At 72.1% G+C, this 25,339-nt stretch carries 18 protein-coding genes; 3 read left to right on the forward strand and 15 right to left on the reverse strand.

Annotation, left to right across the window (positions count from 1 at the left end):
• Positions 1-119: 119 nt before the first annotated feature.
• The gene (locus N7925_RS07490) at positions 120-1,496 is read right to left on the reverse strand and encodes a DUF4192 domain-containing protein (RefSeq protein ID WP_274343421.1); all 1,377 of its coding nucleotides are present in this window, start codon (positions 1,494-1,496) and stop codon (positions 120-122) included.
• Positions 1,497-1,769: 273 nt separating this feature from the next.
• Positions 1,770-3,929, reverse strand: coding sequence for a RecQ family ATP-dependent DNA helicase (locus N7925_RS07495; RefSeq protein ID WP_265598920.1), 2,160 nt, complete (start codon positions 3,927-3,929; stop codon positions 1,770-1,772).
• Between the two features lie 304 nt (positions 3,930-4,233).
• Between N7925_RS07495 and N7925_RS07500 the strand changes: the two genes are divergently transcribed.
• Positions 4,234-4,875: a hypothetical protein gene (locus tag N7925_RS07500; RefSeq protein WP_274343422.1), complete on the forward strand. Its 642-nt coding sequence runs from the start codon at positions 4,234-4,236 to the stop codon at positions 4,873-4,875.
• Between the two features lie 114 nt (positions 4,876-4,989).
• Here the strand turns inward: N7925_RS07500 and N7925_RS07505 are convergent, their stop codons facing one another.
• The 6 genes from N7925_RS07505 to N7925_RS07530 all read right to left on the reverse strand — a co-directional run bounded on the left by N7925_RS07505 (position 4,990) and on the right by N7925_RS07530 (position 10,998).
• Positions 4,990-5,634 carry a hypothetical protein gene (locus N7925_RS07505; protein WP_274343423.1) on the reverse strand — a complete coding sequence of 215 codons (645 nt, stop codon included), beginning with the start codon at positions 5,632-5,634 and terminating at the stop codon, positions 4,990-4,992.
• Positions 5,635-5,696: 62 nt separating this feature from the next.
• Positions 5,697-6,407 (reverse strand): ribonuclease HII, encoded by a 711-nt coding sequence (locus N7925_RS07510; protein WP_274343424.1) that lies wholly within the window; start codon positions 6,405-6,407, stop codon positions 5,697-5,699.
• Positions 6,408-6,583: 176 nt separating this feature from the next.
• Complete coding sequence (locus tag N7925_RS07515; protein WP_274343425.1) at positions 6,584-8,422, reverse strand: DUF4153 domain-containing protein; 1,839 nt, start codon at positions 8,420-8,422, stop codon at positions 6,584-6,586.
• Positions 8,423-8,648: 226 nt separating this feature from the next.
• Entirely contained in the window at positions 8,649-9,557 is a 909-nt protein-coding gene (locus N7925_RS07520) for an ADP-ribosylglycohydrolase family protein (protein WP_274343426.1), read from the reverse strand.
• 12 nt (positions 9,558-9,569) lie between these two features.
• Entirely contained in the window at positions 9,570-10,229 is a 660-nt protein-coding gene (locus tag N7925_RS07525) for a histidine phosphatase family protein (protein ID WP_265598926.1), read from the reverse strand.
• 163 nt (positions 10,230-10,392) lie between these two features.
• Positions 10,393-10,998 (reverse strand): YdbC family protein, encoded by a 606-nt coding sequence (locus N7925_RS07530; protein ID WP_265598927.1) that lies wholly within the window; start codon positions 10,996-10,998, stop codon positions 10,393-10,395.
• A 256-nt stretch (positions 10,999-11,254) separates the two neighbouring features.
• On the opposite strand from N7925_RS07530, the gene N7925_RS07535 reads away from it, so the two are divergent.
• Positions 11,255-11,791 carry a TerD family protein gene (locus tag N7925_RS07535; RefSeq protein WP_274343427.1) on the forward strand — a complete coding sequence of 179 codons (537 nt, stop codon included), beginning with the start codon at positions 11,255-11,257 and terminating at the stop codon, positions 11,789-11,791.
• 167 nt (positions 11,792-11,958) lie between these two features.
• On the opposite strand, the gene N7925_RS07540 is transcribed toward N7925_RS07535, so the two are convergent.
• Together N7925_RS07540 and nrdR are read right to left on the reverse strand one after the other, a co-directional pair.
• Positions 11,959-14,856, reverse strand: a complete 2,898-nt coding sequence (locus tag N7925_RS07540; protein ID WP_265598929.1) for a vitamin B12-dependent ribonucleotide reductase — start codon at positions 14,854-14,856, stop codon at positions 11,959-11,961.
• 174 nt (positions 14,857-15,030) lie between these two features.
• The gene (nrdR, locus tag N7925_RS07545; protein ID WP_265598930.1) at positions 15,031-15,543 is read right to left on the reverse strand and encodes a transcriptional regulator NrdR; all 513 of its coding nucleotides are present in this window, start codon (positions 15,541-15,543) and stop codon (positions 15,031-15,033) included.
• 489 nt (positions 15,544-16,032) lie between these two features.
• On the opposite strand from nrdR, the gene lexA reads away from it, so the two are divergent.
• Complete coding sequence (lexA, locus tag N7925_RS07550; RefSeq protein ID WP_265598931.1) at positions 16,033-16,830, forward strand: transcriptional repressor LexA; 798 nt, start codon at positions 16,033-16,035, stop codon at positions 16,828-16,830.
• A gap of 188 nt (positions 16,831-17,018) precedes the next feature.
• On the opposite strand, the gene N7925_RS07555 is transcribed toward lexA, so the two are convergent.
• From N7925_RS07555 to N7925_RS07575, 5 genes are all read right to left on the reverse strand, one after another.
• A complete protein-coding gene (locus tag N7925_RS07555; RefSeq protein WP_274343428.1) occupies positions 17,019-18,989 on the reverse strand; it encodes an ATP-dependent DNA helicase in 1,971 nt (656 codons plus the stop codon).
• Positions 18,990-19,027: 38 nt separating this feature from the next.
• Positions 19,028-20,935 carry an IucA/IucC family protein gene (locus N7925_RS07560; RefSeq protein WP_274343429.1) on the reverse strand — a complete coding sequence of 636 codons (1,908 nt, stop codon included), beginning with the start codon at positions 20,933-20,935 and terminating at the stop codon, positions 19,028-19,030.
• Between the two features lie 60 nt (positions 20,936-20,995).
• Positions 20,996-21,817 (reverse strand): GNAT family N-acetyltransferase, encoded by an 822-nt coding sequence (locus tag N7925_RS07565; protein WP_265598934.1) that lies wholly within the window; start codon positions 21,815-21,817, stop codon positions 20,996-20,998.
• 86 nt (positions 21,818-21,903) lie between these two features.
• Positions 21,904-23,808, reverse strand: coding sequence for an IucA/IucC family protein (locus tag N7925_RS07570; protein ID WP_274343430.1), 1,905 nt, complete (start codon positions 23,806-23,808; stop codon positions 21,904-21,906).
• A 28-nt stretch (positions 23,809-23,836) separates the two neighbouring features.
• Entirely contained in the window at positions 23,837-25,231 is a 1,395-nt protein-coding gene (locus tag N7925_RS07575) for a diaminobutyrate--2-oxoglutarate transaminase family protein (protein ID WP_274343431.1), read from the reverse strand.
• Positions 25,232-25,339 lie beyond the last annotated feature (108 nt).

The raw sequence follows: 25,339 nt of genomic DNA on the forward strand, positions 1-25,339 counted from the left end.
GCGATCAGCCGGGCGGTAGCCCCGATTCCGGACAGACAGACGGCCGGACGGTCGGCGGGCCGGGCCGGGCAGACGGCCGGGACGGACGTGCCCCGGCGGCTCCTCGGCTCGCACCCGGGTCACCTCCGCGTCCTGCTGCCGCGTCGCCCGTACCGCCGGGCCTCCCGCGACCGCCGCCCGGCATCCGAGGCCCAGGGACGGGCCGAAGCGGGTGACGGCCTCACCCGCCCCGCGCTCGGGCGCCGGTGAGCGCGCCCCCGCCGCCGGCCCCCGTCGGGCAGCGGGCGGACCTTGCGGACGCGCAGCGAGGTGGCGCCCCGGTCGGCGGCGGTGTCCATCACCGCCTCCACGGCCCGGGCGTCGGGGCTCGCCCCGTCCGCGGCCTCGCGCAGGCAACGGCGCAGGGCCTCCGGGTCGAGCCCTTCGTTGCAGGCCCGATGGAGCAGCTGGGCGAACGTGTAGCCGGGATCGGCGCGCAGCGCCAGCGTCAGGGCGACCCGTGCGCCCGGCTCGTCGCCCGTGGACCAGGAGACCCAGCCCGCCAGGGTGAGCGGAGCGGCGGCGTGCTCCGCGTACGGTCCGACGCAACGCCGTGCCAGCGTCCGCCAGAGCCGCAGGGCCGCTTGCGCTTCCGCCCCCTCCATCCAGGCGGCGGCCTTGTCCCGGGTCTCCCGGTCCTGGAGCCCGAGGATGACGGCCGCGGCCTCGTCGGAGCCGATCAACTGGTCGTCCCCTGCGTCCGAGAGCGCGGGCGGCGCGGGCTGTGCCTCCTCGATGCGGTCCATGAGGGTGCGCGCCAGCCGGAGGGTCTCCGCCGCGACCTCTCCCCGGGCCCGCTCGTCGAGAAGCCTCGGGATCAGCGCCGGCCCCGCCCTGTCCAGGGCCTCCTCCTGCGCGGTCACGGCTGCCGGGGTCCGCCAGGGCTGGAGCCGCGCCTCCATGTCGCGCAGCGTGCCCCGCACATGGACGCCCGCGTAGGCGGCGGCCGCGGCCATCACCGTGGTGCCGGGCATGGCCAGGGGATTTCCCTGGTCGGGGCAGCACCGGGGGTCGGGGCAACAGTAGGACCAGTAGCGGCCGTCGGAGATGCAGAGCGCTTCGAGCACGGGAACGTCGAGTGCTCCGCACGCCGTACGCAGGCGTTGCGCGAAAGGCCTGAGCCGCTCCATCGTGAGCCTGCCGCCCGACCCGTCCGGAGAGTCCTGGCAGAGGAAGAGCACGATCGCGTCGGGCCGTCCCTCGCGGCGCTCACTCCCCGATACCAGGCAATCCGCCAACTGGTCGGCGACCGGCCCCCATTCGCCGGGCGCCTGCGGAATTCCGAGGCGGAGCCGGCCGCCGAACCGGCCCCGGCCGCCGTGCAGGGCGACCATCACGACGCTGTCGTTGGGATAGAAGCCCATCAGATACGGGAGGGCGTCGGCGAGCTCGGCGGGGCCGCGCAGGGTGATCTGCTGCTCCGCGGCCGGACCGGTGAATTCATGGTGCTTGTTCATGCCTTGACGGTCTCTCAGTCCGCCCCGCCCCGCGACCCCTGTGGATAACGTTATCCACAGGGGTCGCTCCTGCCGTTCGGGGCGCACTATCGTGCTGTGCCCGGGTCCGGTTCGGGCCGCTCACCCCCGGAGGTGAGCGCTCCCGGGCCGGGTCAACTCAATTTCGGCCTACCTCAGTTCGCCGCGCTGCTGCAGCACTGCTCGACACGCCCCCGAACGGCCCCTGTGCTCAGCGAGTACACACGGAGGCGGGTACAGCGATCCGGGCTCGGCCTATCCCGCCACGGCCAGGACCAGCGGGAGCACCTGATCGGCGCCGGCCTGCCGGAGCAGGCGCGCGCCCACGGCGAGGGTCCAGCCGGTGTCGGTGGAGTCGTCGACGAGCAGGACCGGCCCATGGGCTTCGGCGAGCGCGGCGGCGAGTTCGTCGGGCACCGTGAAGGAGTCGGCAAGGGCGCGGAGCCGCTGGGCGGAGTTGCTGCGGTGCGCGGCGTGCTCGTCGGCCTGCGGGGTGAGGGCCAGGCTGCCCAGGAGCGGGAGCCTCCCGACCCGGGCCACGCCCTCGGCCAGGGAGGTGACCAGTTGGGGGCGGGTGCGCGACGGCACGACGACCACCCCGACGGGGCGCGCCACCGCATCGGGAGTTCCGCCGGCCCAGCCGCCCGGCGAGCGGGCCCAGTCCGCCAGCACCGTCACCACGGCGTTCAGTACGTCGTCAGGGACCGGCCCGTCCGCCGCCTGCGCCGACAGGAGCGGGCGCAGGCGGTTGCCCCAGCCGATGTCGGACAGCCTCCCCAGCGCACGTCCCGTCATCGCCTGCTGCCCCGCGGGGATTCGGCCCTTCAGGTCCATGCCGACCGAGGCCAGGCCCGTCGGCCACATCTTGCGGGGCTCGACCTCGACGCCCGGCCGGTCGAGCTCGCCCGTAGCCGCCGAGAGGGCCGAGGAGGAGACGGCCGGGTCCAGCCAGGGGCCGGCGCAGTTGTCGCAGCGGCCGCACGGCACCGCCTTCTCGTCGTCGAGCTGCCGCTGCAGGAACTCCATGCGGCACCCCGTGGTCGCCACGTAGTCCCGCATCGCCTGCTGCTCCGCCGCCCGCTGCTTCGCGACCCACGCGTACCGCTCCGCGTCGTAGGCCCACGGCTGTCCCGTCGCGGTCCAGCCGCCCTTCACGCGCTTGACCGCACCATCCACGTCCAGGACCTTCAGCATCGTCTCCAGACGCGAGCGCCGAAGATCCACCAACGGCTCCAGCGCCGGCAGCGACAACGGTCGGCCCGCCTGCCCCAGCACGTCCAGGGTGCGCCGCACCTGCTCCTCGGGCGGGAAGCCCACCGAAGCGAAATACGCCCAGATCGCCTCGTCCTCCTTGCCCGGGAGCAGCAGGACATCGGCATGGTCCACGCCGCGCCCGGCACGCCCCACCTGCTGGTAATAGGCGATCGGCGACGAGGGTGATCCCAGGTGCACCACGAAGCCGAGGTCCGGCTTGTCGAAACCCATCCCCAGCGCGGAGGTCGCCACCAGGGCCTTCACCCGATTCGCCAGCAGGTCCTCCTCCGCCTGCAGCCGGTCGGCGTTCTCCGTCTTCCCCGTGTACGAGGCCACGGGATATCCGCGCTGCCGCAGGAACGCGGCGACCTCCTCCGCCGCCGCCACCGTCAGCGTGTAGATGATCCCCGAACCCTGCAGATCCCCCAGCCGCTCCCCCAGCCACGCGAGCCGGTGCGCCGCGTTCGGCAGCTCCAGCACGCCCAGCCGTAGGCTCTCGCGGTCCAGCGGCCCCCGCAGCACCAACGCGTCCCCGCCCCCGGTGCCCAATTGCTCCGCCACGTCCGCGGTCACCCGCGCGTTCGCCGTGGCGGTGGTGGCGAGCACCGGCACTCCCGCCGGCAGCTCCGCGAGCATGGTGCGCAGCCGACGGTAGTCGGGCCGGAAGTCATGCCCCCAGTCGGAAATGCAGTGCGCCTCGTCGACCACCAGCAGGCCGGTCGTCGCAGCGAGTTTCGGCAGCACCTGATCACGGAAGTCCACGGAATTGAGGCGCTCCGGGCTCACCAGGAGCACGTCGGTCTCGCCGCGCTCCACCTCCCCGTAGATCGTTTCCCATTCCTCGGGGTTGGCCGAGTTGATGGTGCGCGCCTGGATGCCTGCCCGCGCCGCCGCCTCGACCTGGTTGCGCATCAGCGCCAACAGCGGCGAGATGATCACCGTCGGGCCGGCGCCGCGCCGCCGCAGCAGTGCGGTGGCCACGAAATACACCGCGGACTTCCCCCACCCCGTGCGCTGGACCACCAGCGCACGACGGCGCTCCTCCACCAGGGCCGCCACCGCCTGCCACTGGTCCTCCCGCAGCCGCGCCGACCCTCCGGGCGCACCGACCAGCTCAGCGAGGATGGCGTCGGCTTCGGTGCGGAGCTCCAGGGTGTCCATGCCCCCATGCAACCCGATGGGACTGACAATCAGCGAATCCCCCACCGCGACGGCGGTGTTTCTGCTGGTCCTCGCGATTCAGGGGTGACGGAGGGAGTCATCCCGGGCGGGTATGGGCAGGGATATCAGTGTCATTCCGGCTGATTCCCGTCAGCCACAGCAATTGCTCGTTGCCGCCTGCCGGTGGGCCAGGGAGAATTGGAGCTGCCCCCGCACAGTTCCTCATCGGGCCCGGAAGGGCTGTGCTGCGGCGCGCCCTCATTCGACCCTGCCCGCACCGTGGGCGCGTAGCGAAGGGAGGACCGTGACCTTCGGATTCGCCCCGTCCACAGCCACTTCGACAGCGGCGTCCTCGGTCTCCGCAGACTCCGACAACCGCCTTGCCCGGATGCTCGAACCAGCGGAGTGGGCCTCGGCGGGCATACCCCTTCTCCGGAGCCCCCGGGAGGTCGTCAGCGGACTGCACTCCCGGCACCGGCCGACTCCGGCCACCGCCGTGGTCGCGGTCCTCGATCATGAGGAACGGCTCACGGCGAGCGCCTCGTTCAGCCGCCGGGCGACGGTGGCCGCGGACGGCTGGGAGTTTCGCAACGCCCTCCTGGCGCAGTTGCGGCGCGTCATCCCGCACGATCTGCGACGCCGCACTCCGGTCCGTACGGCCGTGCTTCTGTACTGTCGTGACGGCGACGAACGCTGGACCGAGGAGGACGGTGCGTGGATGTGGGGCCTGCGGGACGCCTGCACCCTGCACGGCCTCCGCTGCGGCGCCTACATCACGCTCACCCGCGGGGGCTGGCAGGTGCTCGGCGAGGGAAGGGGCGGACGGCGGCCCAGTTCGCTGTCGGAGCCGGCGCTCCTGGCCGACGCCGTCGCCGAGGACCGGACCACGCCGACGCGGTCGGGCGGCGGAGCGGCGGAGGCGCTGCGGCGCACCGCGGCCCGCTGAGCGGGCGCGGCGCACCCGTCGGGCGGGCACCGATCGGCCCCGTAGGGGCTGGGCGACCGGCGGCGGTGCTCCCGCCCGCCCCTGGAGGCGGCCGGGAGCACCGGTGGAGTGGGATCAGACCCCGGCGCCGAGTGCGGAGTTGATCGTCTGCGGGTCCCCGCAGACGATCAGCAGCGTGGCGGCGCGGTCACGTGCGGCGGGCAGGGTACGGGCCACGGCCGGGTCCGCGTCGTCGTTGACGGCGACGACGACCACGGGCCGGGATGTGGCCCGGGCCGCCGCGGAGATGTCGGCGAAGAAGACGTCGTCGCCCGCGTCGTGCTGGGCCCAGTACGCGGCTTCGCCGAAGGACAGCTCGTGGGCGGCCCACGGGTGCTGTTCGCCGGTGGTGAGCACCAGGATGTCGCCCGGTGCGCGACCGGACTCCAGCAGCAGGTCGACTGCTTCCTCGGCCGCGTCGAGTGCTCCGGCCGCTGGAGCCGGGATCAGCTGGATCTGCGGCGCGGAACGATTCTCCGCCGGCTCCGGGCGGGCGGGGGCCGGCGTCGGAGCGGCGGGTGCCGCGGGGGCGGGATGGGCGCGCTGCGCCGGGGGCGCGGGGCGCGCGGGGCCGGGACCCGGACGGCCGGGACGCGGGGTGGCCGCGGAACGCGGACCGGGTACGGGACGGGGGGTCGGCGCGGTGCGGCCGGCGGCCGGAGTGACGCGGGGACCCTGGGCGCTCTCGGGAATCTGAGGCTCCTCGGAGATCAGAGGCATGAAGGTGGTCTGTGGCGGACGCCGATGTCGTCGGCGTCGGTAAGAGGGGCGCGTGTGCGCGATCAGAATTCGAAGCCGAGCTGGCCCCCGCTTTCGAGTGCGGCCGCCTCGGCGGAAAAACGGACCTTCTTCAGGTGCTGCCACCGGGGCAGCGCGTCCAGATACGCCCAGGAGAGGCGGTGATGGGCCGTGGGCCCCCGCTCCTCCAGCGCGGCCCGGTGCACGGGCGAGGGATACCCCGCGTTGGCACCGAAGGCGAAGTCGGCGCAGTCCTCGGACGCGGCGCCCAGCTCGGCCATCATCCGGTCACGGTGCACCTTGGCGATCACCGAGGCGGCCGCGACCGCGATACAGGACTGATCGCCCTTGATCACGGTGCGCACCTTCCAGGGAACGCCCAGATAGTCGTGCTTGCCGTCGAGTATCACCGCGTCGGGGCGCACCGGCAGTCCCTCCAGGGCGCGCACGGCGGCGAGCCGGAGGGCGGCGGTCATTCCGAGGTCGTCGATCTCCTGCGGCGAGGCGTCGCCCAGCGCGTAGGCGGTGACCCAGCTCCGCAGCACGGGAGCGAGCTCGGCGCGCCGCCGGGGGGTCAACAGCTTGGAGTCGGTGAGGCCTTCGGGCGGTCGGCGCAGACCGGTGACCGCCGCACACACGGTGACGGGTCCGGCCCACGCTCCGCGTCCGACCTCATCGACACCGGCGACGGTCCTGGCACCGGTGGTAGCGCGAAGTGAGCGCTCGACGGTGTGCGTGGGTGGTTCGTACGGCATGGCGCCAGCCAGCGTACGCCGAGAGCCACGGCAGCAACACCCCGGGGCGCCGTGCGAACCGCGAATCAGCCGACGACGGCGGGGGCGGGACCCCTCGGGCCCCTGCCCCGCGGGCGCGGGCCCCCTGAACCCGTGGGTTCAAAGGGCCCGCCGGCTCAGTCGGGGGGCCCGCCGGCTCAGTACGGGTCGTAGCCGTCGCCGTCCGGCTCGTATCCGTCCCGCGTCCCTTCCCTGCCCGCGCCGTAGCAGTCACGCGTGTCGCCCTTCACCGGGCGCTTCTCCAAGATCTCCCTCGCCCGCGCCTCTCCCCAGCTGGTCGCGTACCAGGGGGTGTCGGCGCCGAGGACGTCGTTCTGGATGATCCGCAGCGCACAGGAGCGTTCCGGTTCGGGCAGTCGGTCCAGCGCCGGTACGGCGTCGGCGGACAGGTCCTTGACGTAGTCGATGTCGATGGCCGTCGACCGGCTGTCCTCGAACCGGCTGTCCTCGAAGCGCTGGACGTTCTGCTCGGCGATCAACCCGTCCGGTGAGAGCAGCCCGAAGGCCAGGACGCCGGCCGCCGCGCTCACCGCGATGGCCCGGGGCAGGAACCGGGCCCCGAAGACGCCTGCCGCCAGGACGAGGACCAGCACCACCCCGAGCCAGAGCTCCATCGCGGCCACGGATATCCGGAGCCTGGTCAGGCCGTACTCGTCGACGTACAGGTCCATGCGCCGCAGCGCGGAGGCGACCACGACGAGGGTGAGCACGCAGAGGGGGCCGAGGACCGACCGCACCAGGGTGCGGTCCCCGGTGCCGCCGCGCGGTGCCCAGCGCAGGGCCAGGGCGATCACGAGAAGGGTGAGCAGCGTGGCCCACAACAGCTGCCAGAAGCCCTGGCGGGCGTACTCGGCGTGGTTGAGCCCCGTCACGTCCCGCACCTTGTCGTAGCCGCCGAAGAGCACGACGAGCTGGAGGGTGATGAACGCGGCGAAGAGCAGGTTGAGGACGATCAGCGGAAGGGCCCACTCGGCCCGTCCCCGGGGTTTGCCGGGCCGTACGGTGATGCCGTCCCAGCGCACCGGGGCGGCCGCGGCGTGCGCGGCGGCGAGCGCGCCGGCCAGCCCGAGGGCGAAGAGGAAGATCCGCCACGGTCCCTCGCCGACCGAGGCGTCGGGCATGAGACTGCCCAGCAGTTCGGCGAACGCGGCGTCCGCGCTGGCGAAGAGGGTTCCGAACACCACCAGCAGCACGAGGGCCACCACCGTGGTGCGCAGGGCTGCGCCCCAGCGCGCCCGGGAACCGTCGGCCCGGGAGCGGACCCCCCGCACGCCCCAGATGATGCCGGGGACGACCGAGTCGAACAGCCCCAGCGAGCCGATCAGCACCCCCAGCCAGCTGCGGCTGCCGTGCAGCGCGAGCGAGCCCAGCGCGAAGGCGGACACCACCGCGAGGAAGGTGGGCCAGCCCGCGTCCCGGAGGGCCGGTACCGCGAGCAGCGCGAGTCCTCCCACCGCCCAGGTCGCGGTCCAGGGCCGTAGCCGACGGCCTGCCGCCCGCGCGGCGAAGAACGCGGCCAGTGTGGCGGGCACGGCCACGATCAGAAGGTTCACCCCTAGTCCGTCGCCCAGGAAGAGCGCGCTCAGGAGGGCGGTGGCCAGGACCGAGCCGAGCACGGCGGGGCCGATCAGGGGCGGCGCGGGGGGCCGGATGCGGGCCGTCACATCGTTGTCCTCGGCGGAGTGCACCCCGGCGCCGTACTGCCAGGGGTTGCCCGGCGGCCCGGCCTTCCCGGTCGCCTGGGCCCGGGCGCGCGGGTCGCCGGAGGCCTGCGACGGGGCCGGATCCCACACCGCGGACTGCCGCGCGGTATCGGCGGCCGGCGCACCGGCGGGCCGCGCCGCGGTGGGATCCGGTTGATGCGCTGGTGTGCCGACGGCCTCGGACGCCGCCGTCGGCGGTTCCGGGGGCCGGGGCGCGCCGGCTTCCTTCGGATCTTCGGGCGGTCTGGGCGCCTCGGACGGCTGATCGGACATGGGACCCCTCCCCCACCGGGTCCACGCGCGGCCCTGGGCCGTACGCCTGTCCCGGCGTCTCATTCGGCGCACGCCCTCAAGATCAACGAGGGGCGGCGTGGCCGAAAGAGTAGTCCCGAACTCTCGTTCGCAGACACGCAGAGTGATCCTGTGGCAGGACCGTGACAGAGGGCAGCAGCACCGGTTCAGGGTCGGTCGGGGCAGAGACGGGACGGTAGCGGGGCGGTCAGCGCAGGAGCGGCGTCAGCCACGCCGGGGGTTCCTCCGTCTGTGCCAGCCAGTCGGCCGGCGGCGCTCCGGCCTCAGCCGACGCGACGACACCGCCGACGATGGCGCACGTCGTGTCGACGTCACCGCCTGCCTGGGCGGTGACCCAGAACGCCTGCTCGTACTCCCCGAGGCTCCTGGCGGCCGACCAGAGCGCGAACGGCACGGTGTCGTGGGCGCTGGTCCGGCGGCCGTTGCCGAGGACCGCGGCGACCGTCCCCGCGTCCCGGTAGTCCAGCATGTCGCGGGCCCGGCGCAGGCCCGCGCCGACGGCGCTGCGGGGCACGAGCGCGATGACGCCGTCGAGGAGGTCCTCGGGGCTCGGCGGCCCGCCGGAGGCGGCGGCGAGCGACGCGGCGGCGGCCACGGCCATGGCGCCGACGACGGCCTCACGGTGCTGGTGCGTGGTGTACGAGGAGATCTCCGCCTGGTGCGTGGCCTGTTCCGGATCGTCCGCGTACCAGGCGCCGAGCGGGGCGATGCGCATCGCCGAACCGTTGCCCCAGGAGCCCTGGCCCTGGAACAGCGCCGAGGACAGCTCCCGCCAGTCGCCGCCCTCCCGTACGAGCCTGAGGAGCCGGTTGACGGCGGGACCGTAGCCCCGGTCGAAGTCGTGGTGCTCGGCGAAGGAGCGGGCGAGCGCGTCCTGGTCGACGCGGCCGTGCGCGGTGAGCACGGCCAGGACCGAGCAGGCCATCTCGGTGTCGTCGGTCCACTGCCAGGGCCCGGGTGGCAGGGCCCGCTGTTTCAGCAGGGGATAGTTGGCCGGAACGAAGAACTGGGAGCCCAGGGCGTCTCCCACGGACAGCCCACGCAGGCTGGCCAGGGCGCGTTCGAAGCGCCGCGCGGAAGCAGAATCAGCGGTCATCGCCCTGCCACTCTATCCGGTGCGGCCGTACGGCTCAGGGGTCCGCCAGCTCTGGAAGGGCCGGTCGAGGGTGTAGCGGCCCCCCTCGCCCAGCAGCAGGGTCCGGGTCTCGCCGTTGCCAGGGTTGGACAGCGACTCGAACTCCGCGACCGACCAGTGGAACCAGCGCATGCAGAACAGCCGCATCGTCAGACCATGAGTGACCAGCAGGACGTTCTCCGGGTGGTCCGGCTGCTCGAAGCTCCGGTGCAGGCTCTCCAGGAACGCCCCGACCCGGTCGTAGACGTCGGCGCCGGACTCGCCCTGGGCGAAGCGGTAGAAGAAGTGCCCGTAGGCGTCCCGGTAGGCCTTCTGCAGCCGTACGTCGTCCCGGTCCTGCCAGTTGCCCCAGTCCTGCTCGCGCAGCCGGGGCTCCTCACGGACGCGGACGCGTTCCGGATCGAGACCGAAGGCCCGGAACGTCTCGTGGGTGCGGCGGTACGGCGAGATGTAGACGCTCACCCGTTCCTCGCCGAACAGCTCGCGCAGCCCCTCCCCGGTCTCCCGGGCCTGCCGCAGACCTGTGGGGGTGAGCCGGAGCGCGTGGTCGGGCTCCCGCTCGTACACCGTGTCGTCGGCGTTGCCCTCGGACTCGCCGTGCCGGACCAGGACAATGCGCTGCGGTCGTGCCATGTCCCGACCATAGATCGGGTCGGGCCGACACGAGTGCTCGGGGCCCGCGGAGCTCGGAGCGGGACCGCAGCGTCCAGGTCGGAGCGGGGCCCACCGCCCGGGTCGGAACGGGATCACACCGCCCGGGTCGGAACGCGGTCACACCGCCCGGGTCGGAGCGGGATCACACCGTCCAGGAGGGTTCCAGCTCCACGACGTCTCCCGTCAGGGCGATCACGTCCGTCTCGGTCCCCGCGCGGGCCGCCAGCCGCTCGGCCCCCGCCGCGCGGTACTTGCCGCGCTCGGCGCTCGACTTCCACAGGGACAGCGCCAGGAACTCGTTCCCGGGCGCCTCGCCGAACACGCCGCGCAGCATGCCGGGCGATCCGGCCATGGCGGGGTTCCACACCTGCTGCTGCATCAGCACGAAGTGCTCGGCGCGCTCCTCGTGCACCCGGCTGTGCGCGACCCTGACGACGTCCGCCTCCGCGAAGTGGGGCTCGAAGCCCGTCTTCACGTCGAAGCGGCGCTCGAAGAGCGTGACCTGCATGTCGCGGAACATGCCGGACTGCCCGGCCGCCAGCCGGTCGTGCCCGCGGGCCATGAAGGAGTCGTAGAAGACGCGGTTCTCCCAGAACGCGAAGACGTGAGCGACGCCGGGGCGCGTTCGGCTCCACCCGCCGCTCTGTCCTTGGAACCCCGGCTCGCCGAGCAGCCCCGCCCACTTCCGCTGCCCCCGCTCGAAACCATGACGGTCCACCACGGAGCAGCGAATCCACTTCACCAGCACCGCGCCATCGTACGGCGCGGAACGTGGCGCGTGTCACGGTCGGTACGGGAGTGTGCCCCGGCCGGTCGTTGCGCCCGCGCACCGGGGCGCGGGGCCCGAGGAGTCCGCAACACCCGTGCCGGGGCCGGACAGTGGCCCGATTCCGCCGCCCGTGGCCGGAGCAGTTGGTTCCGCGGCCGGTTGCGTACATGATCGGGTGAATCGTGTATCAGGAGATGAGAACGGTCCGTGGGCCGTCGGCCGGGAGGGAAGTCCCTTGAGCACTCCGAACAAGGACATCGAAAAGGTCGAGGTGCGGGTCAAATGGGACCCCAGTCGGCATGGGGCTGCCGCCAACGACCTCGACATCATCGCGGCGACCTACCCGGCCGGTGAGCCGTACGGGGCCCCCGCCTATCTGGTGCACTTCGACAGCCGCTCACCGGACGGCACCATCACGCTGAACCGGGACAGCCGGACCGGCCAGGGTTTCGGCTTCGACGAGGTCATGACCATCGAGCTCAACCGGCTGGCCGACACGTACGGACGGGTGGTGGTCGGTGTCGCCATCCAGCAGCGCGACGGTCACAAGACCTTCGGCGACATAGGGAACACGGCGATGGAGATCCGTGAAGGCTACACGAGCCTGACCGAGGGCGACTTCTCCGACGTGGCGTGGGCGACCGCGGCGGTCATCGGGGAGTTCACCCGGGACGGGTCGGGGCTCTGGGGGTTCCGGGCGGCCGTACGCGGCTTCGACGGCGACCCCGACGCGTTCGCCGCGGTGATGGGAAGCCGGGCCGCCGAAGGGTGACGTCGGTCAGTTCCGGCCAACCCGGCTTCGCGGGCATCGGTAACCCGTCGAAAAGGGGCCGGGACCACGCCGAAGAGGGCCGGGGACCTGCCGAAGGGGACCGGCCGATGGCCGGTCCCCTTCGTGAACAGCGGGTCAGCCGCGCGTCGGCGCGGTCCCGCGTCCGGTCAGCTGCAGCCGCTCGTCGAGCCGCAGCCCTCGCAGATGTAGCAGGAGCCGGCGCGCTGCATCTTCGTACCGCAGGAGAAGCAGAGCGGGGCGTCCGCGCTGATGCCGAGCTGCATCTCGACCAGTTCGGCCGAGGTGTGCGCCGTCTTCGGAGCGGGCTTCACGGCGGACTCCTCGGGAGCCGCCACCACCTTCAGAGGCTCGGCGCGGACCGGGGCCGACGGGGCCAGGCTGTCCGCGTCCAGCCCGTCCGCCTCGAACGACGGCTCGTAACTGCCGGTGTCCAGGTGGCGCTGGCGTTCATCGGCGGAGTGGATGCCGAGGGCCGAGCGGGTCTCGAAGGGCAGGAAGTCGAGCGCCAGGCGACGGAAGATGTAGTCGACGATCGACTGCGCCATCCGCACGTCCGGGTCGTCCGTCATACCGGCCGGCTCGAAGCGCATGTTGGTGAACTTCGAGACGTACGTCTCCAGCGGAACGCCGTACTGCAGACCGACCGAGACGGCGATGGAGAAGGCGTCCATCATGCCCGCGAGGGTCGAACCCTGCTTGGACATCTTCAGGAAGACCTCGCCGAGACCGTCGTCCGGGTAGGAGTTGGCGGTCATGTAGCCCTCGGCGCCGCCCACCGTGAAGGAGGTGGTGATGCCGGGACGGCCCTTGGGGAGGCGCTTGCGGACCGGGCGGTACTCGACGACCTTCTCGACCGCCGTGCGGATGGTCTCCTCGGCCTTCGCGGTGACCTCTTCCTTCTCCTTGTCCTTGGTCTTGGCGGAGAGGGGCTGGCCGACCTTGCAGTTGTCGCGGTAGATCGCGAGCGCCTTGACGCCCAGCTTCCACGCCTCGAAGTAGACCTCCTCGACGTCCTCGACGGTGGCCGTCTCGGGGAGGTTCACCGTCTTGGAGAGCGCGCCGGAGATCCACGGCTGGATGGCCGCCATCATCCGGACGTGGCCCATCGCGGAGATGGAGCGCTCGCCCATCGCGCAGTCGAAGACGCTGTAGTGCTCGGTCTTCAGGCCGGGGGCGTCGATCACGTTGCCGTGGTCGGCGATGTGGGCGACGACCGCCTCGATCTGCTCGGGCTGGTAGCCGAGGCGGCGCAGCGCCTGCGGCACGGTGCCGTTGACGATCTGCATCGAGCCGCCGCCGACCAGCTTCTTGAACTTGACCAGGGCGAGGTCGGGCTCCAGACCGGTGGTGTCGCAGGACATCGCGAGACCGATGGTGCCGGTGGGCGCGATGACCGAGGCCTGCGCGTTGCGGAAGCCGTTCTTCTCTCCGAGCCGGATCACGTCCTGCCAGGCCTCCGTCGCGGCGGCCCAGACCGGCGAGTCGAGGTCGTCGACGTGGACGGCCTTGGCGTTGGCGTCGGAGTGCTGCCTCATGACGCGCTGGTGCGGCTCGGCGTTACGGGCGTAGCCGTCGTACGGGCCGACGACCGCGGCCAGTTCGGCGGAGCGGCGGTAGGAGGTGCCGGTCATCAGCGAGGTGATGGCGCCGGCCAGCGCGCGGCCGCCGTCGCTGTCGTACGCGTGACCGGTCGCCATCAGCAGGGCGCCGAGGTTGGCGTAGCCGATGCCCAGCTGACGGTAGGCGCGGGTGTTCTCGCCGATCTTCTGCGTGGGGAAGTCCGCGAAGCAGATCGAGATGTCCATCGCGGTGATGACCAGCTCGACGACCTTGGCGAAGCGCTCGGACTCGAAGGACTGGTGACCCAGGCCGTCGTCCTTGAGGAACTTCATCAGGTTCAGCGAGGCGAGGTTGCACGAGGTGTTGTCCAGGTGCATGTACTCGCTGCACGGGTTCGAGCCGTTGATCCGGCCGGACTCCGGGCAGGTGTGCCAGGCGTTGATGGTGTCGTCGTACTGGATGCCCGGGTCGGCGCACGCCCAGGCGGCCTCGGCCATCTTGCGGAAGAGGGACTTGGCCTCGACCTCTTCGATGACGTCGCCGGTCATCCGGGCGCGCAGCCCGAACTTGCCGCCCGCCTCGACGGCCTTCATGAACTCGTCGTTCACCCGGACCGAGTTGTTGGCGTTCTGGTACTGGACGGACGTGATGTCGTCGCCGCCCAGGTCCATGTCGAAGCCCGCGTCGCGCAGCGCGCGGATCTTCTCCTCCTCCTTGACCTTGGTCTCGATGAAGTCCTCGATGTCGGGGTGGTCGACGTCGAGGATGACCATCTTGGCCGCGCGGCGGGTGGCGCCGCCCGACTTGATCGTTCCGGCGGACGCGTCGGCGCCGCGCATGAACGAGACCGGGCCGGAGGCGTTGCCGCCGGAGGAGAGGAGCTCCTTGGAGGAGCGGATACGGGAGAGGTTCAGGCCGGCGCCGGAGCCGCCCTTGAAGATCATGCCCTCTTCCTTGTACCAGTCGAGGATCGACTCCATGGAGTCGTCGACGGCCAGGATGAAGCAGGCGGAGACCTGTTGCGGCTGGGGCGTGCCGACGTTGAACCAGACCGGGGAGTTGAAGCTGAAGACCTGGTGCAGGAGGGCGTACGCCAGCTCGTGCTCGAAGATCTCCGCGTCCGCGGGAGAGGCGAAGTAGCTGTTGTCCTCGCCGGCCTTCCGGTACGTCTTCACGATCCGGTCGATCAGCTGCTTGAGACCGGTCTCGCGCTGCGGCGTGCCGACAGCTCCGCGGAAGTACTTGCTGGTGACGATGTTGACCGCGTTCACCGACCAGAAGTCGGGGAACTCGACGCCACGCTGCTCGAAGTTGATCGAGCCGTCGCGCCAATTGGTCATGACGACGTCACGGCGCTCCCACGCCACCTCGTCGTACGGGTGCACGCCGGGGTTGGTGTGGATGCGCTCGATACGCAGACCCTTGCTCGCCTTGGCGCCCTTGGTACGGGAACCTCGTGCCGGGCCGCTCGCCGTCTCTGTCATGCCGCCTCCCATATGTGGGCGAAAACGCCCTGAAGTGCCCAGATCTTCCCAGGCACAATGTGTGTCCGATGCTCCGGAAGCCGCACACGGCAGCCGGAAGCACATCTCATGTCGCCCTGCCGCCGGTCCGCAGTCATTTCCTCTGCGGGCACGGGCGTCCCGGGCGGGTACCGCTCAGTCGGCGGCAATGGCGGGCGCGGGGACCTCAGGGGTCTCTCCGCTCCCGCGGTCCTCTGCTGAAGGCCGCTGCGTACGCAGTTCCACGATGGCGGCCTCGAAGTCTTCCAGGGAGTCGAACGCCCGGTAGACGGAAGCGAAGCGCAGGTACGCGACGAGGTCGAGTTCCTGCAGCGGGCCGAGGATGGCCAGCCCCACGTCGTGGGTGGTCAGCTCGGCGCTGCCGGTGGCGCGCACCGCCTCCTCGACCCGCTGGCCGAGCTTGGCGAGGGCGTCCTCCGTGACGGGCCGCCCCTGGCATGCCTTGCGGACGCCGGAGATGACCTTGGTGCGGCTGAAGGGCTCGGTCACGCCGCTGCGCTTGACCACCATCAGCGAGCAGGTCTCCACCGTGGTGAAACGGCGGGAACAGTCGGGGCACTGCCGGCGGCGACGGATCGACGTCCCGTCGTCGGTGGTGCGACTGTCGACGACCCTGCTGTCGGGGTGCCTGCAGAAGGGGCAGTGCATGGCTCCCAACCCTCCCTCACACGCACGACTGAATAGCCTCTTCAGGGCCTTGTCCGGGCCCTTCGAAGCAGTCCCCAGCATAGGCGATGACCACGGTGCGATTGAACCGCGACCACTACTTCTGGGCGACTGGAGCAATCCAACCACTAGATCTAGGGTTGAGTCGCATTTTCGGGCCCATCGCGTGTCGCGCACCGGACCTCGCTGGGAGGCCGCCCGGGGGCAGCGTGGGCCAGAGGAGAGGGTACGGGAAACGCGGGGCCGCCGAGCCGCCGGGGCCCGGGCCCGCGGGCCCGGGTGAAAGACTGCGTCCGGCACCGGGAGGGGCCTCCGCGAAGCGTTCGCGCCGCCTCTATCCTGTTGCTCATACACCTGTCGGTAGCAGTGCGGCACCCCTTTATTCGTTTTTCACTCGAACGTGTGTTTGGCGCAACCTTTCGAAAGCTACTACCGTTGTCCAGCTAGGGAGAACATTCGAGAGGGGCCGACGTGACCACGACCGCAGACAGTGCCACCATCACCGCCCGGGACCACCGCTCCCAGAGCCGACTTGAGCCGGTGCATGCCATGAATGACACAGTCACGAACACGGACGGGCCCGAGCCCGCACGCACGGGACGTTCCATGCCCGGCAGGCCCCCCGGCATCCGGGCGGACAGCTCGGGGCTCACGGACCGGCAACGGCGGGTCATCGAGGTCATCCGCGACTCCGTGCAGCGGCGGGGGTACCCGCCCTCCATGCGGGAGATCGGTCAGGCGGTGGGCCTGTCCAGCACGTCCTCCGTCGCCCATCAGCTGATGGCGCTGGAGCGCAAGGGCTTCCTCCGCCGGGACCCGCACCGGCCCCGCGCCTACGAGGTGCGCGGATCGGACCAGCCCAGCACCCAGCCGACCGACACGACGGGCAAGCCCGCCGCGTCCTACGTACCGCTGGTGGGCCGGATCGCCGCCGGTGGACCGATCCTCGCGGAGGAGTCCGTCGAGGACGTCTTCCCGCTCCCCCGCCAGCTCGTCGGCGACGGTGAGCTCTTCGTCCTGAAGGTCGTCGGCGACTCGATGATCGAGGCCGCGATCTGTGACGGCGACTGGGTCACCGTCCGCCGCCAGCCCGTCGCGGAGAACGGGGACATCGTCGCCGCCATGCTCGACGGCGAGGCGACGGTCAAGCGCTTCCGCCGGGAGGACGGTCACGTGTGGCTGCTCCCTCACAACGCCGCGTACCAGCCGATCCCCGGCGACGAGGCCACCATCCTGGGCAAGGTGGTGGCGGTGCTGCGCCGGGTCTGAGGAACGCGTCGGTCACGGCTGCCCGCCCCGGGATCCTTGCCTAGGACGTCGATCATGACGTCGGTCCCGGGGCTTTGCCTTGCCCGGCCGCCCGGAGTCGGACGGCCGGGCCAGGGCCTCTCGTTTGGATCAGGTCGGGCTCGCGGGGTCCGATTTGGTCCAATCGAAAGACCCTGGTCCTCGGCGGATCAGCCCCCGTCCGCCTTGGCCTGTGCGTCGATGGCGGCCAGTGAGCGGCGCGCCTGGTTCCGGTCGGTGGTGTACCAGAAGTCCGGCAGCGAGGCGCGCAGATAGCTTCCGTACCGCGCGTTCGCGAGCCTCGGGTCCAGCACGGCGACGACGCCCTTGTCGCCCGTGGCCCGGACCAGCCGGCCCGCGCCCTGGGCCATCAGCAGCGCGGCGTGCGTCGCCGCGACCGCCATGAAGCCGTTGCCGCCCGCCTCCTCGACCGCCTTCTGCCGTGCGCTCATCAACGGATCGTCGGGCCGGGGGAACGGAATCCGGTCCATGACCACCAGCTGACAGCTCGCTCCCGGGACGTCCACGCCCTGCCAGAGCGACAGGGTGCCGAAGAGGCAGGTCTCCGGGTCGGCGGCGAAGTTCTTGATCAGCTCGCCGAGCGTCTCCTCGCCCTGGAGCAGAATCGGCCTGTCCATCCGCCCCCGCAGCTCCTCGGCCGCCGCCTTGGCTCCCCGCATCGAGGAGAACAGCCCCAGCGTGCGGCCGCCGGCCGCCTCCACCAGCTCGGCGAGCTCGTCCAGCATGTCCGTACGCGACCCCTCCCGCCCCGGCGTGTTCAGATGCCGGGCGACATAGAGGATGCCCTGCCTCGGATAGTCGAACGGGGAGCCGACGTCCAGCCCCTTCCACTGAGGGACGTCCTCGCCCGCCGTGCCCTCGGGGGCCAGCCCGAGGGACGCGCCCACCCCGTTGAAATCTCCGCCGAGCTTGAGGGTGGCCGAGGTCAGCACCACGGACCGCTCGGCGAAGAGCTTCTCGCGCAGCAGCCCGGAGACGGAGAGCGGGGCGACCCGGACGGAGGCTCCGAACCGGTCGTGCTGCTCGTACCAGACGACGTCGTACTCGGAACCCTGGGTGATGCGCTCGGCGACGGCGTGGATCGACTCGACCGAGGCCAGGGCCTGCTTGCGGACGGCGTTCTCGTCCTCGACCGACTTGTCCCGGGTGGCGCCGATGGCGGAGATCACCGTGCGTGCCGCGTCGCGCAGCGCCATCAGCGCGTACCCGAGGTCCTCGGGCACCTCCTCCAGTCGCCCCGGGAGCGCCAGCTCCATGACCCGTTCGAAGCCCTCGGCGGCGGTCTGGAGGGCGTCGGCGGCCTTCTCGTTGACCAGCTTCGCGGCCCGCCGGACCGCGCGGTTGACCTGGGCGGGGGTGAGCTCGCCGGTGGCGACGCCGGTGACCCGGGAGACCAGCTCATGGGCCTCGTCGACGATCAGCACCTCGTGCGACGGCAGCACCGGCGCGCCCTCGATGGCGTCGATCGCGAGCAGCGCGTGGTTGGTGACGACCACGTCCGCGAGCTTGGCGCGCTCGCGGGCCGCCTCCGCGAAGCACTCCGCGCCGTACGCGCACTTCGTCGCGCCCAGGCACTCGCGCGAGGAGACCGAGATCTGCGCCCAGGCCCGGTCCGAGACGCCGGGGGTCAGATCGTCCCGGTCGCCCGTCTCCGTCTCGTCCGACCAGTCCCGCAGCCGCAGCAGGTCCTGGCCGAGCTTGCTGGACGGGGCCGCCGCCTCGAACTGGTCGAACAGCCCCTCCTCCTCGTCCTGCGGAACCCCTTCGTGGAGCCGGTGCAGGCAGAGGTAGTTCGACCGGCCCTTGAGCATGGCGAACTGCGGGCGGCGGCGCAGCAGCGGGTGCAGGGACTCGACCGTACGCGGCAGGTCCCGCTCCACCAGCTGCCGCTGGAGGGCGAGGGTGGCCGTGGCCACGACGACCCGCTCCCCGTGCGCCAGGGCCGGCACCAGATAGCCGAGCGACTTGCCCGTACCGGTGCCGGCCTGGACGAGCAGGTGGGATTGGTCGTCGACGGCCTCGGCGACGGCTTCGGCCATGGTGACCTGGCCGGGCCTTTCCGTACCGCCGACGGCGGTGACGGCGGCGTGCAGGAGCTCGGGGAGGGATGGCTTCGTCATAGCCCGACCACCCTACGGCGCACCACTGACAACGGCGATCACTCCCGGACGCGGGCGGAGGGGTGCAACGGGTTGGGGACCGTGCCGTGGATCGCCGCGTGCGGGCGGCTGGCGCGGTCCCGGTAGCCGTCGACGAGCAGGCGGTTGCGGTTCAGGCAGAGGCGCTCGATCTCGGGGGTGAGCATGTCGAACAGCTCGAACCGCTCCTTCAGCTCCGGGAAACGGGCGTGGTGGCGGACTATCTCCGCCCGGACGAGTGACCAGAAAGCGTCCTCGGAGACGCCGAGCTGCTCCTCGCACAGGGGGGACAGATAGCGGAAGACCCCCACGAAGAGGCCGGAGTGGATGAACTGGGTGAGGAACGACGGCTCCTCGGTGAGGAGGACCGCGCGCACCTCGTCGGGCATGGTGGCGTGCTCCGGCAGGGGGTGGGCGCTGATGTTGACGTCGTCGACGAAGTCCTTGATGGCGAGCCGTACGGGCACGTCGTTCTCGTCGAACACGACGATGGCGTTCTCGCCGTGCGGGGAGAAGACGGTGCCGTAGCGGTAGAGGAAGTGCAGCAGGGGCGGCAGGAGCGCGGCGAAGAGCCGCTTCAGCCAGGCCTCCGGGGAGACGCCGGAGCGCTCGACCAGCTCCGCGGTGAACGCACGGCCCGCCGGATCCGTATGGAGGAGGGAGGCGAGCGTGCGGGCCTTCTCGCCCGGGGCGAGGCGGGGCGGCAGTGGCTCCCGCCAGATCGCGCCGAGGATCTCCTTGTACTGGTAGGGCGCTTCGGGAAGGTGGTCGTACAGCGGGTGCTCGACGGCGACGGAGGCGACCTCGCCGAGGAGGACGACCCGGCAGGTGTCGCGCAGGAACGGGTCGTCCTCGCACAGCCCCTGGACCCAGGCGGTGACCGCGGGGGCGGCGAGGGTCCGCTCGGTCGGCAGGCCGCGCCAGACCAGGGTGTTGAGGATGGAGAGCGGGAGCTTCACGGTGTGCCGCTCGGGCCGTTCCACGTTCGCGAACGTGCGGATGGACTGCTGCGGCAGGCGGGCGTCCCCGTCGGTGTGCAGGGCCACGATGTCGCCGTCGGCGATGGCCGGGGCGAAGAGCGGCACGATCCACTCGTCCCACTGCCAGGGGTGTACGGGGAGGTAGAGGTAGTCCCGCGGGTCGTGCCCCCGGGCCCGCAGCACGTCGGCGAAGGCGTCCCGGACGTCGTGGTCGAGCTCGCCGGCGTACAGCTGCTCGGGGGTGCCGACGCGGCCCACGCCCCGGTACTGCGCGATGCGGGTGCTGACCGCGATCCACGGCAGCCGGAGCGGGCTGCGGGTCTCGGGGGTGAAGCGGGCGGCGTCGGCGGCGGAGAAGCCGAGCCGTCCCTTGCTCGCCACCAGCCAGGGGTGACCGGTCTGATGGCCTTCCAGCTCCGCGTAGTCCAGGGCGGCGAGCCGGTCCGCGGTGAGCGCGGTGTGGTCCAGCCGGGCGTCTGCGGACAGGGTCAGGGTCAGCTCGCGGATGAGGTGGCCCAGCGTCGTGCCGTCGAGTCCGAGGAGGACCCGGGCGCGGGTGAGGAACGTCAGCGGGTCGCGGAACGGCCGGGTGTCGGCGGCCGAGCCGTTGGGCTGCGCCTCGGCGCTCGCGGCGGCCGGTGATCCGTTGGCGTGGGCGGCCGGCGGCCCCGTCGTGACCTCGATCGAGGCAGGGTCGACGCGCCAGCTGCCGTAGACGCCGCGCCGGGCCGTGAAGGCGAGCGCTCCCCCGTCGTCGAGGGTCAGCCGGTGGTGTCCGCCGGTCCCGGGCGCCGGGACGGGCTCGATGATCTTCTCGTAGGCGAACTCGCCGAGCATCTTGGCGAGGAGCCGTGCGGCGGCACGGTCCCAGATCTCTCGGTTCAGCTCCGGAGGGCTGAACAGCTGCGGGGACTCGGCTGATTCACGGCTCGCGGGATATATCGGCACGGGGACTCCTCCGGATGGAACCTATGAGGTTCGAGCGGTGTGGAAAGTGCGGCGAGTAAGTCACAGCTGGGCTCGGTACGTTCGGTCGCGGATCATCAGCGCGGCGCGTTTGTCGGGGAGATCCACTTCGGCGGAGAAGCGGAAACCGGCGCTGAGGAACGCGGATACGGAGGGGGTGTTGCGCAGGTCCGGCTCGGCGACGACCCGTCCGCACCGCGGAAGGTTGTCCAGGACGAGGTCGGCGACGGCGCGGAGCAGGGTGGTGCCCACGCCCCGCCCCCGGTTGTTCACGCCCCCGATGAGGAGGTGGACGCCGGTGTCGTGGGGGCGGGCGGGGTAGTGGCGGGCCAGGGGGTCGAGGTCGGCGCGGTAGATCTCCCAGTAGCTCATGGGTGTGGAGTCGAGCACGCCCAGGCACGGGATGCTGCGTCCGTCCCCTTCCAGCTGGAGCCTGAGGTGGTCGGCGGTGACGGACTCGGGTCCGGAGAGCTCCCAGAACGCCGCCACGGCAGGATCGTTCATCCAGCGGCTGACGACGGCGAGATCACGCTCCGGCCGGACGGGGACGAGCGCGAACTCTCCCGCCGCCGTGGTCGCGGGAGACCAGGCCCCCGGGTCGCCCAGCAGCTCGTGGGTGACCCGGGTCCGGGCCGCCCCGGCGTTTCGCTCCTCGGCGATCAGGGCGAGGAGCTCCTCGGTGAGCTCCAGGTCGAGGGTGTCCTCGACGCCGGCACTGCCGTCCAGGCGGCTGCCATCCGCGCGGCTGCCGGACCGTTCGGTGCCCGACCGTTCGGTGCCCGACCGTTCGGTGCCGGACCGTTCGGCGGAGTCGTGGTCGGCCGGTACGGCGTCGGGTTCCGCTGAGGGTTCGGCGGGAGGCACGGTGGCGCTCTCCTCTCTGGACCGGGTGCGGTCGGTGGGCGTCTCCGGAGCGGATGCGGCCGGAACCCGCCCGGGGCGGTTGGCGCTCAGCTGTGCAGCGGGTTGGCGATGGTGACGTACACGGACTGGGTGTCGACCGGTCCGACCAGCTCGTCGAGCCCGTGGAGCCGGGTCAGCAGGTTGGCCTTGCAGCGCAGTTGGCGGTTCTCCAGGAGATACGCGGGCAGGGGTGAGCCCAGTTCCGCGGTATCGGTGAGGAATCGGCGCAGGACGGTGAGGAGTTCCTGCTCGTCGGCCAGCCGCTGGGCGCCGAACGCCCCGATCAGGCCGAGGACGTTGTTGATGCCGAGGTAGTAGGCGAACCGCTCGTCGGTGACCGGGTCGGAGACGAAGGTGTCGCTGACGGCGCCGATGCCGGGGAGCCGCTGTTCCAGCTCGTCGCGGCGGGAGTCGCGGAAGTAGTAGCCCTGGTTGTCCCGGTAGCGGCCGCCGACGGGCCAGCCGTCCGGGTCGAGGAGGACGAGGGTGTTCTGCTGGTGGGCTTCGAGGGCGACTCCACCATGGGCGTCGAGCCAGAGGACGGGGCGCACGACGTGGTGCAGATAGCGGCGGAACCATTCGGTGGAGACGGCGTTGGCGCCGCGGCCGGTGCGGGCGGCCAGGCCGGAGACGACCTCGGCGAGCCGGGAGCGCATGCCGGGCCGGCCGGGCCGGGGGCGCTGCGCGGTCAGTCCCGCGATGCAGGCGGCGTCGTCGCCCGGGCCGAAGGGGTTGTGGCGGAGCATGACGTCGAGCCCCATGACGGGTGCGCCCTCGGGGTCGTCGACGGCGAGCCAGGCGGGGTCCCGGACGATGTCGAAGCCGGGGTGCTCCCGCTGCCAGCGCTCGGCGAGTCCGGTCGACAGGAGTCGGTGGACCTCGACGCCCCGGTGCAGCTCCTTGCGGAGGTTCTCCCGGCGGGAGTTGGTGATGCGTACGCCGAGGGAGAGCTTGAGCATCACCCGTGCGCCGGGGCGGTGCACGGTGCGGATGGAGGAGGTGGGGTGCCAGTGCTCGCCGTGGGGGCCGAGGTCGTGGAGCAGGCCGGTGTCGACGAGGGCCCGGACCTGGGGGCGGTGGAGCAGATCGGCGGCCTGCCAGGGGTGCACGGGTACGGCGACGGTGCCGGGGGGCAGGCTCAGCCCTCGGGCGTGCGGGGCGAGCAGTTCGTCGGCGGTGGCCGGACCGCCTTCGGTCCAGGCGGAGTCGGTGGCGGTCAGCGACCGGTCGACGGCGAACCAGTGGAGCGGGAAGGACCCGTGGAGCTCGGGCGAATAGCGGCGGGACTCCGACTCGGAGAGGCCTTCGCGGCTCTTGGGCGTGGGGTGGAGGGGGTGGCCGAGCAGCAGGGACTGTTCGGCGGTGAGGAAGAGGTCGGCCTCGGCGGGGTCCGCCGGGTCGCGCCGCCGCTGGTCGATGAAGCCGGCGGTGTGGCGTACGGAGTCGGCGACCCGGGCGACCAGATCGCCCGCGCCGCTCTCGCCGCCCTCACGGCCGATGAGGACGGCGACGGTGGCGGCGTCGGCGTGCGGGGCACCGGCGGGGGCGTTCTCCAGGACGGGTGCGCCGAAGCGGTGGGCCCCGGTGGCGGACCAGTAGGGGACGGGGACGAGCAGGGCGGTGCCGCTGGCGGGGAAGGCGATGCGCAGGGTGTCGCCGTCGGGGCGGGGCAGGTCGCTCTCCCGGGTCCAGCACCGCAGGAGGCTCTCCGTGCCCGCCGCGTCGGCGGCCCGCAGCGGGTCCGGGTCGTCGAGGGCGTCGGGGCCCGGGCCCTGGCCTGTCCGAACGCGGAGGTCCGGACCGGGCGCGTACGCGGCGGGGTCGGGATCGCGCGGGGATTTCTGGCGGGGCACGGTCGTCGCCTCGACCGTGCCGGGGGCGGCCGGTCCGTCCTGCCCTCGGTGCTGGGGGGTGCCCTGGCCGTCGGCCTCGGACGCGGGGGTGGGGTTCACGGCGTTCTTCCTTGTGGGGATTCCGGGTTCAGGTGGTCGGCCCGGCGGTGGTCCGACGGTGCGGGGAGCGTGTCGCGGCTGCCAGCGCGTCGGCGAGACGGTCGACGACGGCACTCGCCTGCTCGTCGGTGAGGGTGAGGGGCGGCAGGAGGCGGACCACGGCGTCGTGGCGGCCGCCCAGTTCGACGATGAGGCCGCGCCGCAGACATTCCTGCTGGACGGCGAGGGCGAGCGCCGGGTCGGGCGGCGGGGCCGGGTGGTCGTCGCCTGCCTCGGCGGGCAGGGGCGCGCGCTCGGGATCCACCAGCTCCATGCCGATCATCAGTCCACGCCCCCGTACGTCACCGATTCCCGGGTGATGTGCCCGCAGCTCCCTCAGACGGGCGAGCATTCGGGCCCCCAGGACCGCAGCGCGGTCCGCCAGTTGGTTCTCCCTGACGTACGCGAGCGTGGCCGCGCCCGCCGCCATGGCGAGCTGGTTGCCACGAAACGTACCCGCGTGGGCACCCGGCTGCCAAAGATCCAGTTCAGCGCGGTAGACGATCACGGCCAGCGGCAGGGAGCCGCCGATCGCCTTGGAGAGGACCATCACGTCGGGGACGACGCCGCTGTGTTCGACGGCCCAGAAGGCACCGGTCCTGCCGACCCCGGTCTGCACCTCGTCGGCGATGAGGGGGATGGAGCGGTCCTCGGTGATCCCGCGCATGCGGCGCAGCCAGGAGTCGGGGGCGGGATTGACGCCGCCCTCGCCCTGGACCGGCTCCACGATCATTCCCGCGGGGGCCGGGACCCCGCCCTTGCGGTCGTCCAGCAGGTGTTCGGTCCAGCGGGCGGCGAGCGCGGCGCCGCGTTCGCCGCCGGTCCCGAACGGACAGCGGTAGTCCTGCGGGAAGGGCAGCCGGGTCACCCGTACGTCGGTGGCGCCCCCGGAGGCCGCCAGGGCCCCGGCGGTCATGCCGTGGTAGGCGCCGGTGAAGGCCAGCAGGCCGGTGCGCCCGGTCGCGGCGCGGACCAGCTTGAACGCGGCCTCGACGGCGTCCGTGCCGGCCGGGCCGCAGAACTGGATGCGGGCGTTGTCGGCCAACTCGCGCGGCAGGGTGGAGAACAGCTCGGTGGTGAAGGCGTCCTTGACCGGGGTGGCGAGGTCGAGCACGTGCAGGGGCGCACCGGAGTCGATGACCTTCCGGATGGCTTCGAGCACGACGGGGTGGTTGTGCCCGAGGGCCAGCGTGCCGGCGCCCGAGAGACAGTCGAGGTAGCGGCGTCCGTCCGCGCCCTCGATGGTGAGCCCGCGGGCGCGCACCGGGACGATCGGCAGCGACCGCGCGTAGGTGCGGGCCGCCGATTCGCGCAGGGTCTGGCGGCGGAGAATGCCCTCGTGTGCGGAGGGCGGCGCCACCGGAGCGGGTTCGGTCACGGACACGGCTCTTGATCCTCCTGCGGTAACAGTTGCGTTGCACGTCGGTACGTTCTCGCGTGGACGCACCGAGGGCGTGAACGCTGTCCTGGTGTCCCCCGTACGTACCAACGA

The organism is Streptomyces sp. CA-278952 (genome assembly GCF_028747205.1).
Lineage (GTDB): Bacteria > Actinomycetota > Actinomycetes > Streptomycetales > Streptomycetaceae > Streptomyces.

Bases quoted from the DNA above. Each gene is read 5' to 3' on its own strand.
- N7925_RS07490 (WP_274343421.1), bottom strand. From the start codon at position 1,496: ATGAACAAGCACCATGAATTCACCGGTCCGGCCGCGGAGCAGCAGATC.
- N7925_RS07495 (WP_265598920.1), bottom strand. From the start codon at position 3,929: ATGGACACCCTGGAGCTCCGCACCGAAGCCGACGCCATCCTCGCTGAG.
- N7925_RS07505 (WP_274343423.1), bottom strand. From the start codon at position 5,634: ATGCCTCTGATCTCCGAGGAGCCTCAGATTCCCGAGAGCGCCCAGGGT.
- N7925_RS07510 (WP_274343424.1), bottom strand. From the start codon at position 6,407: ATGCCGTACGAACCACCCACGCACACCGTCGAGCGCTCACTTCGCGCT.
- N7925_RS07515 (WP_274343425.1), bottom strand. From the start codon at position 8,422: ATGTCCGATCAGCCGTCCGAGGCGCCCAGACCGCCCGAAGATCCGAAG.
- N7925_RS07520 (WP_274343426.1), bottom strand. From the start codon at position 9,557: ATGACCGCTGATTCTGCTTCCGCGCGGCGCTTCGAACGCGCCCTGGCC.
- N7925_RS07525 (WP_265598926.1), bottom strand. From the start codon at position 10,229: ATGGCACGACCGCAGCGCATTGTCCTGGTCCGGCACGGCGAGTCCGAG.
- N7925_RS07540 (WP_265598929.1), bottom strand. From the start codon at position 14,856: ATGACAGAGACGGCGAGCGGCCCGGCACGAGGTTCCCGTACCAAGGGC.
- nrdR (WP_265598930.1), bottom strand. From the start codon at position 15,543: ATGCACTGCCCCTTCTGCAGGCACCCCGACAGCAGGGTCGTCGACAGT.
- N7925_RS07555 (WP_274343428.1), bottom strand. From the start codon at position 18,989: ATGACGAAGCCATCCCTCCCCGAGCTCCTGCACGCCGCCGTCACCGCC.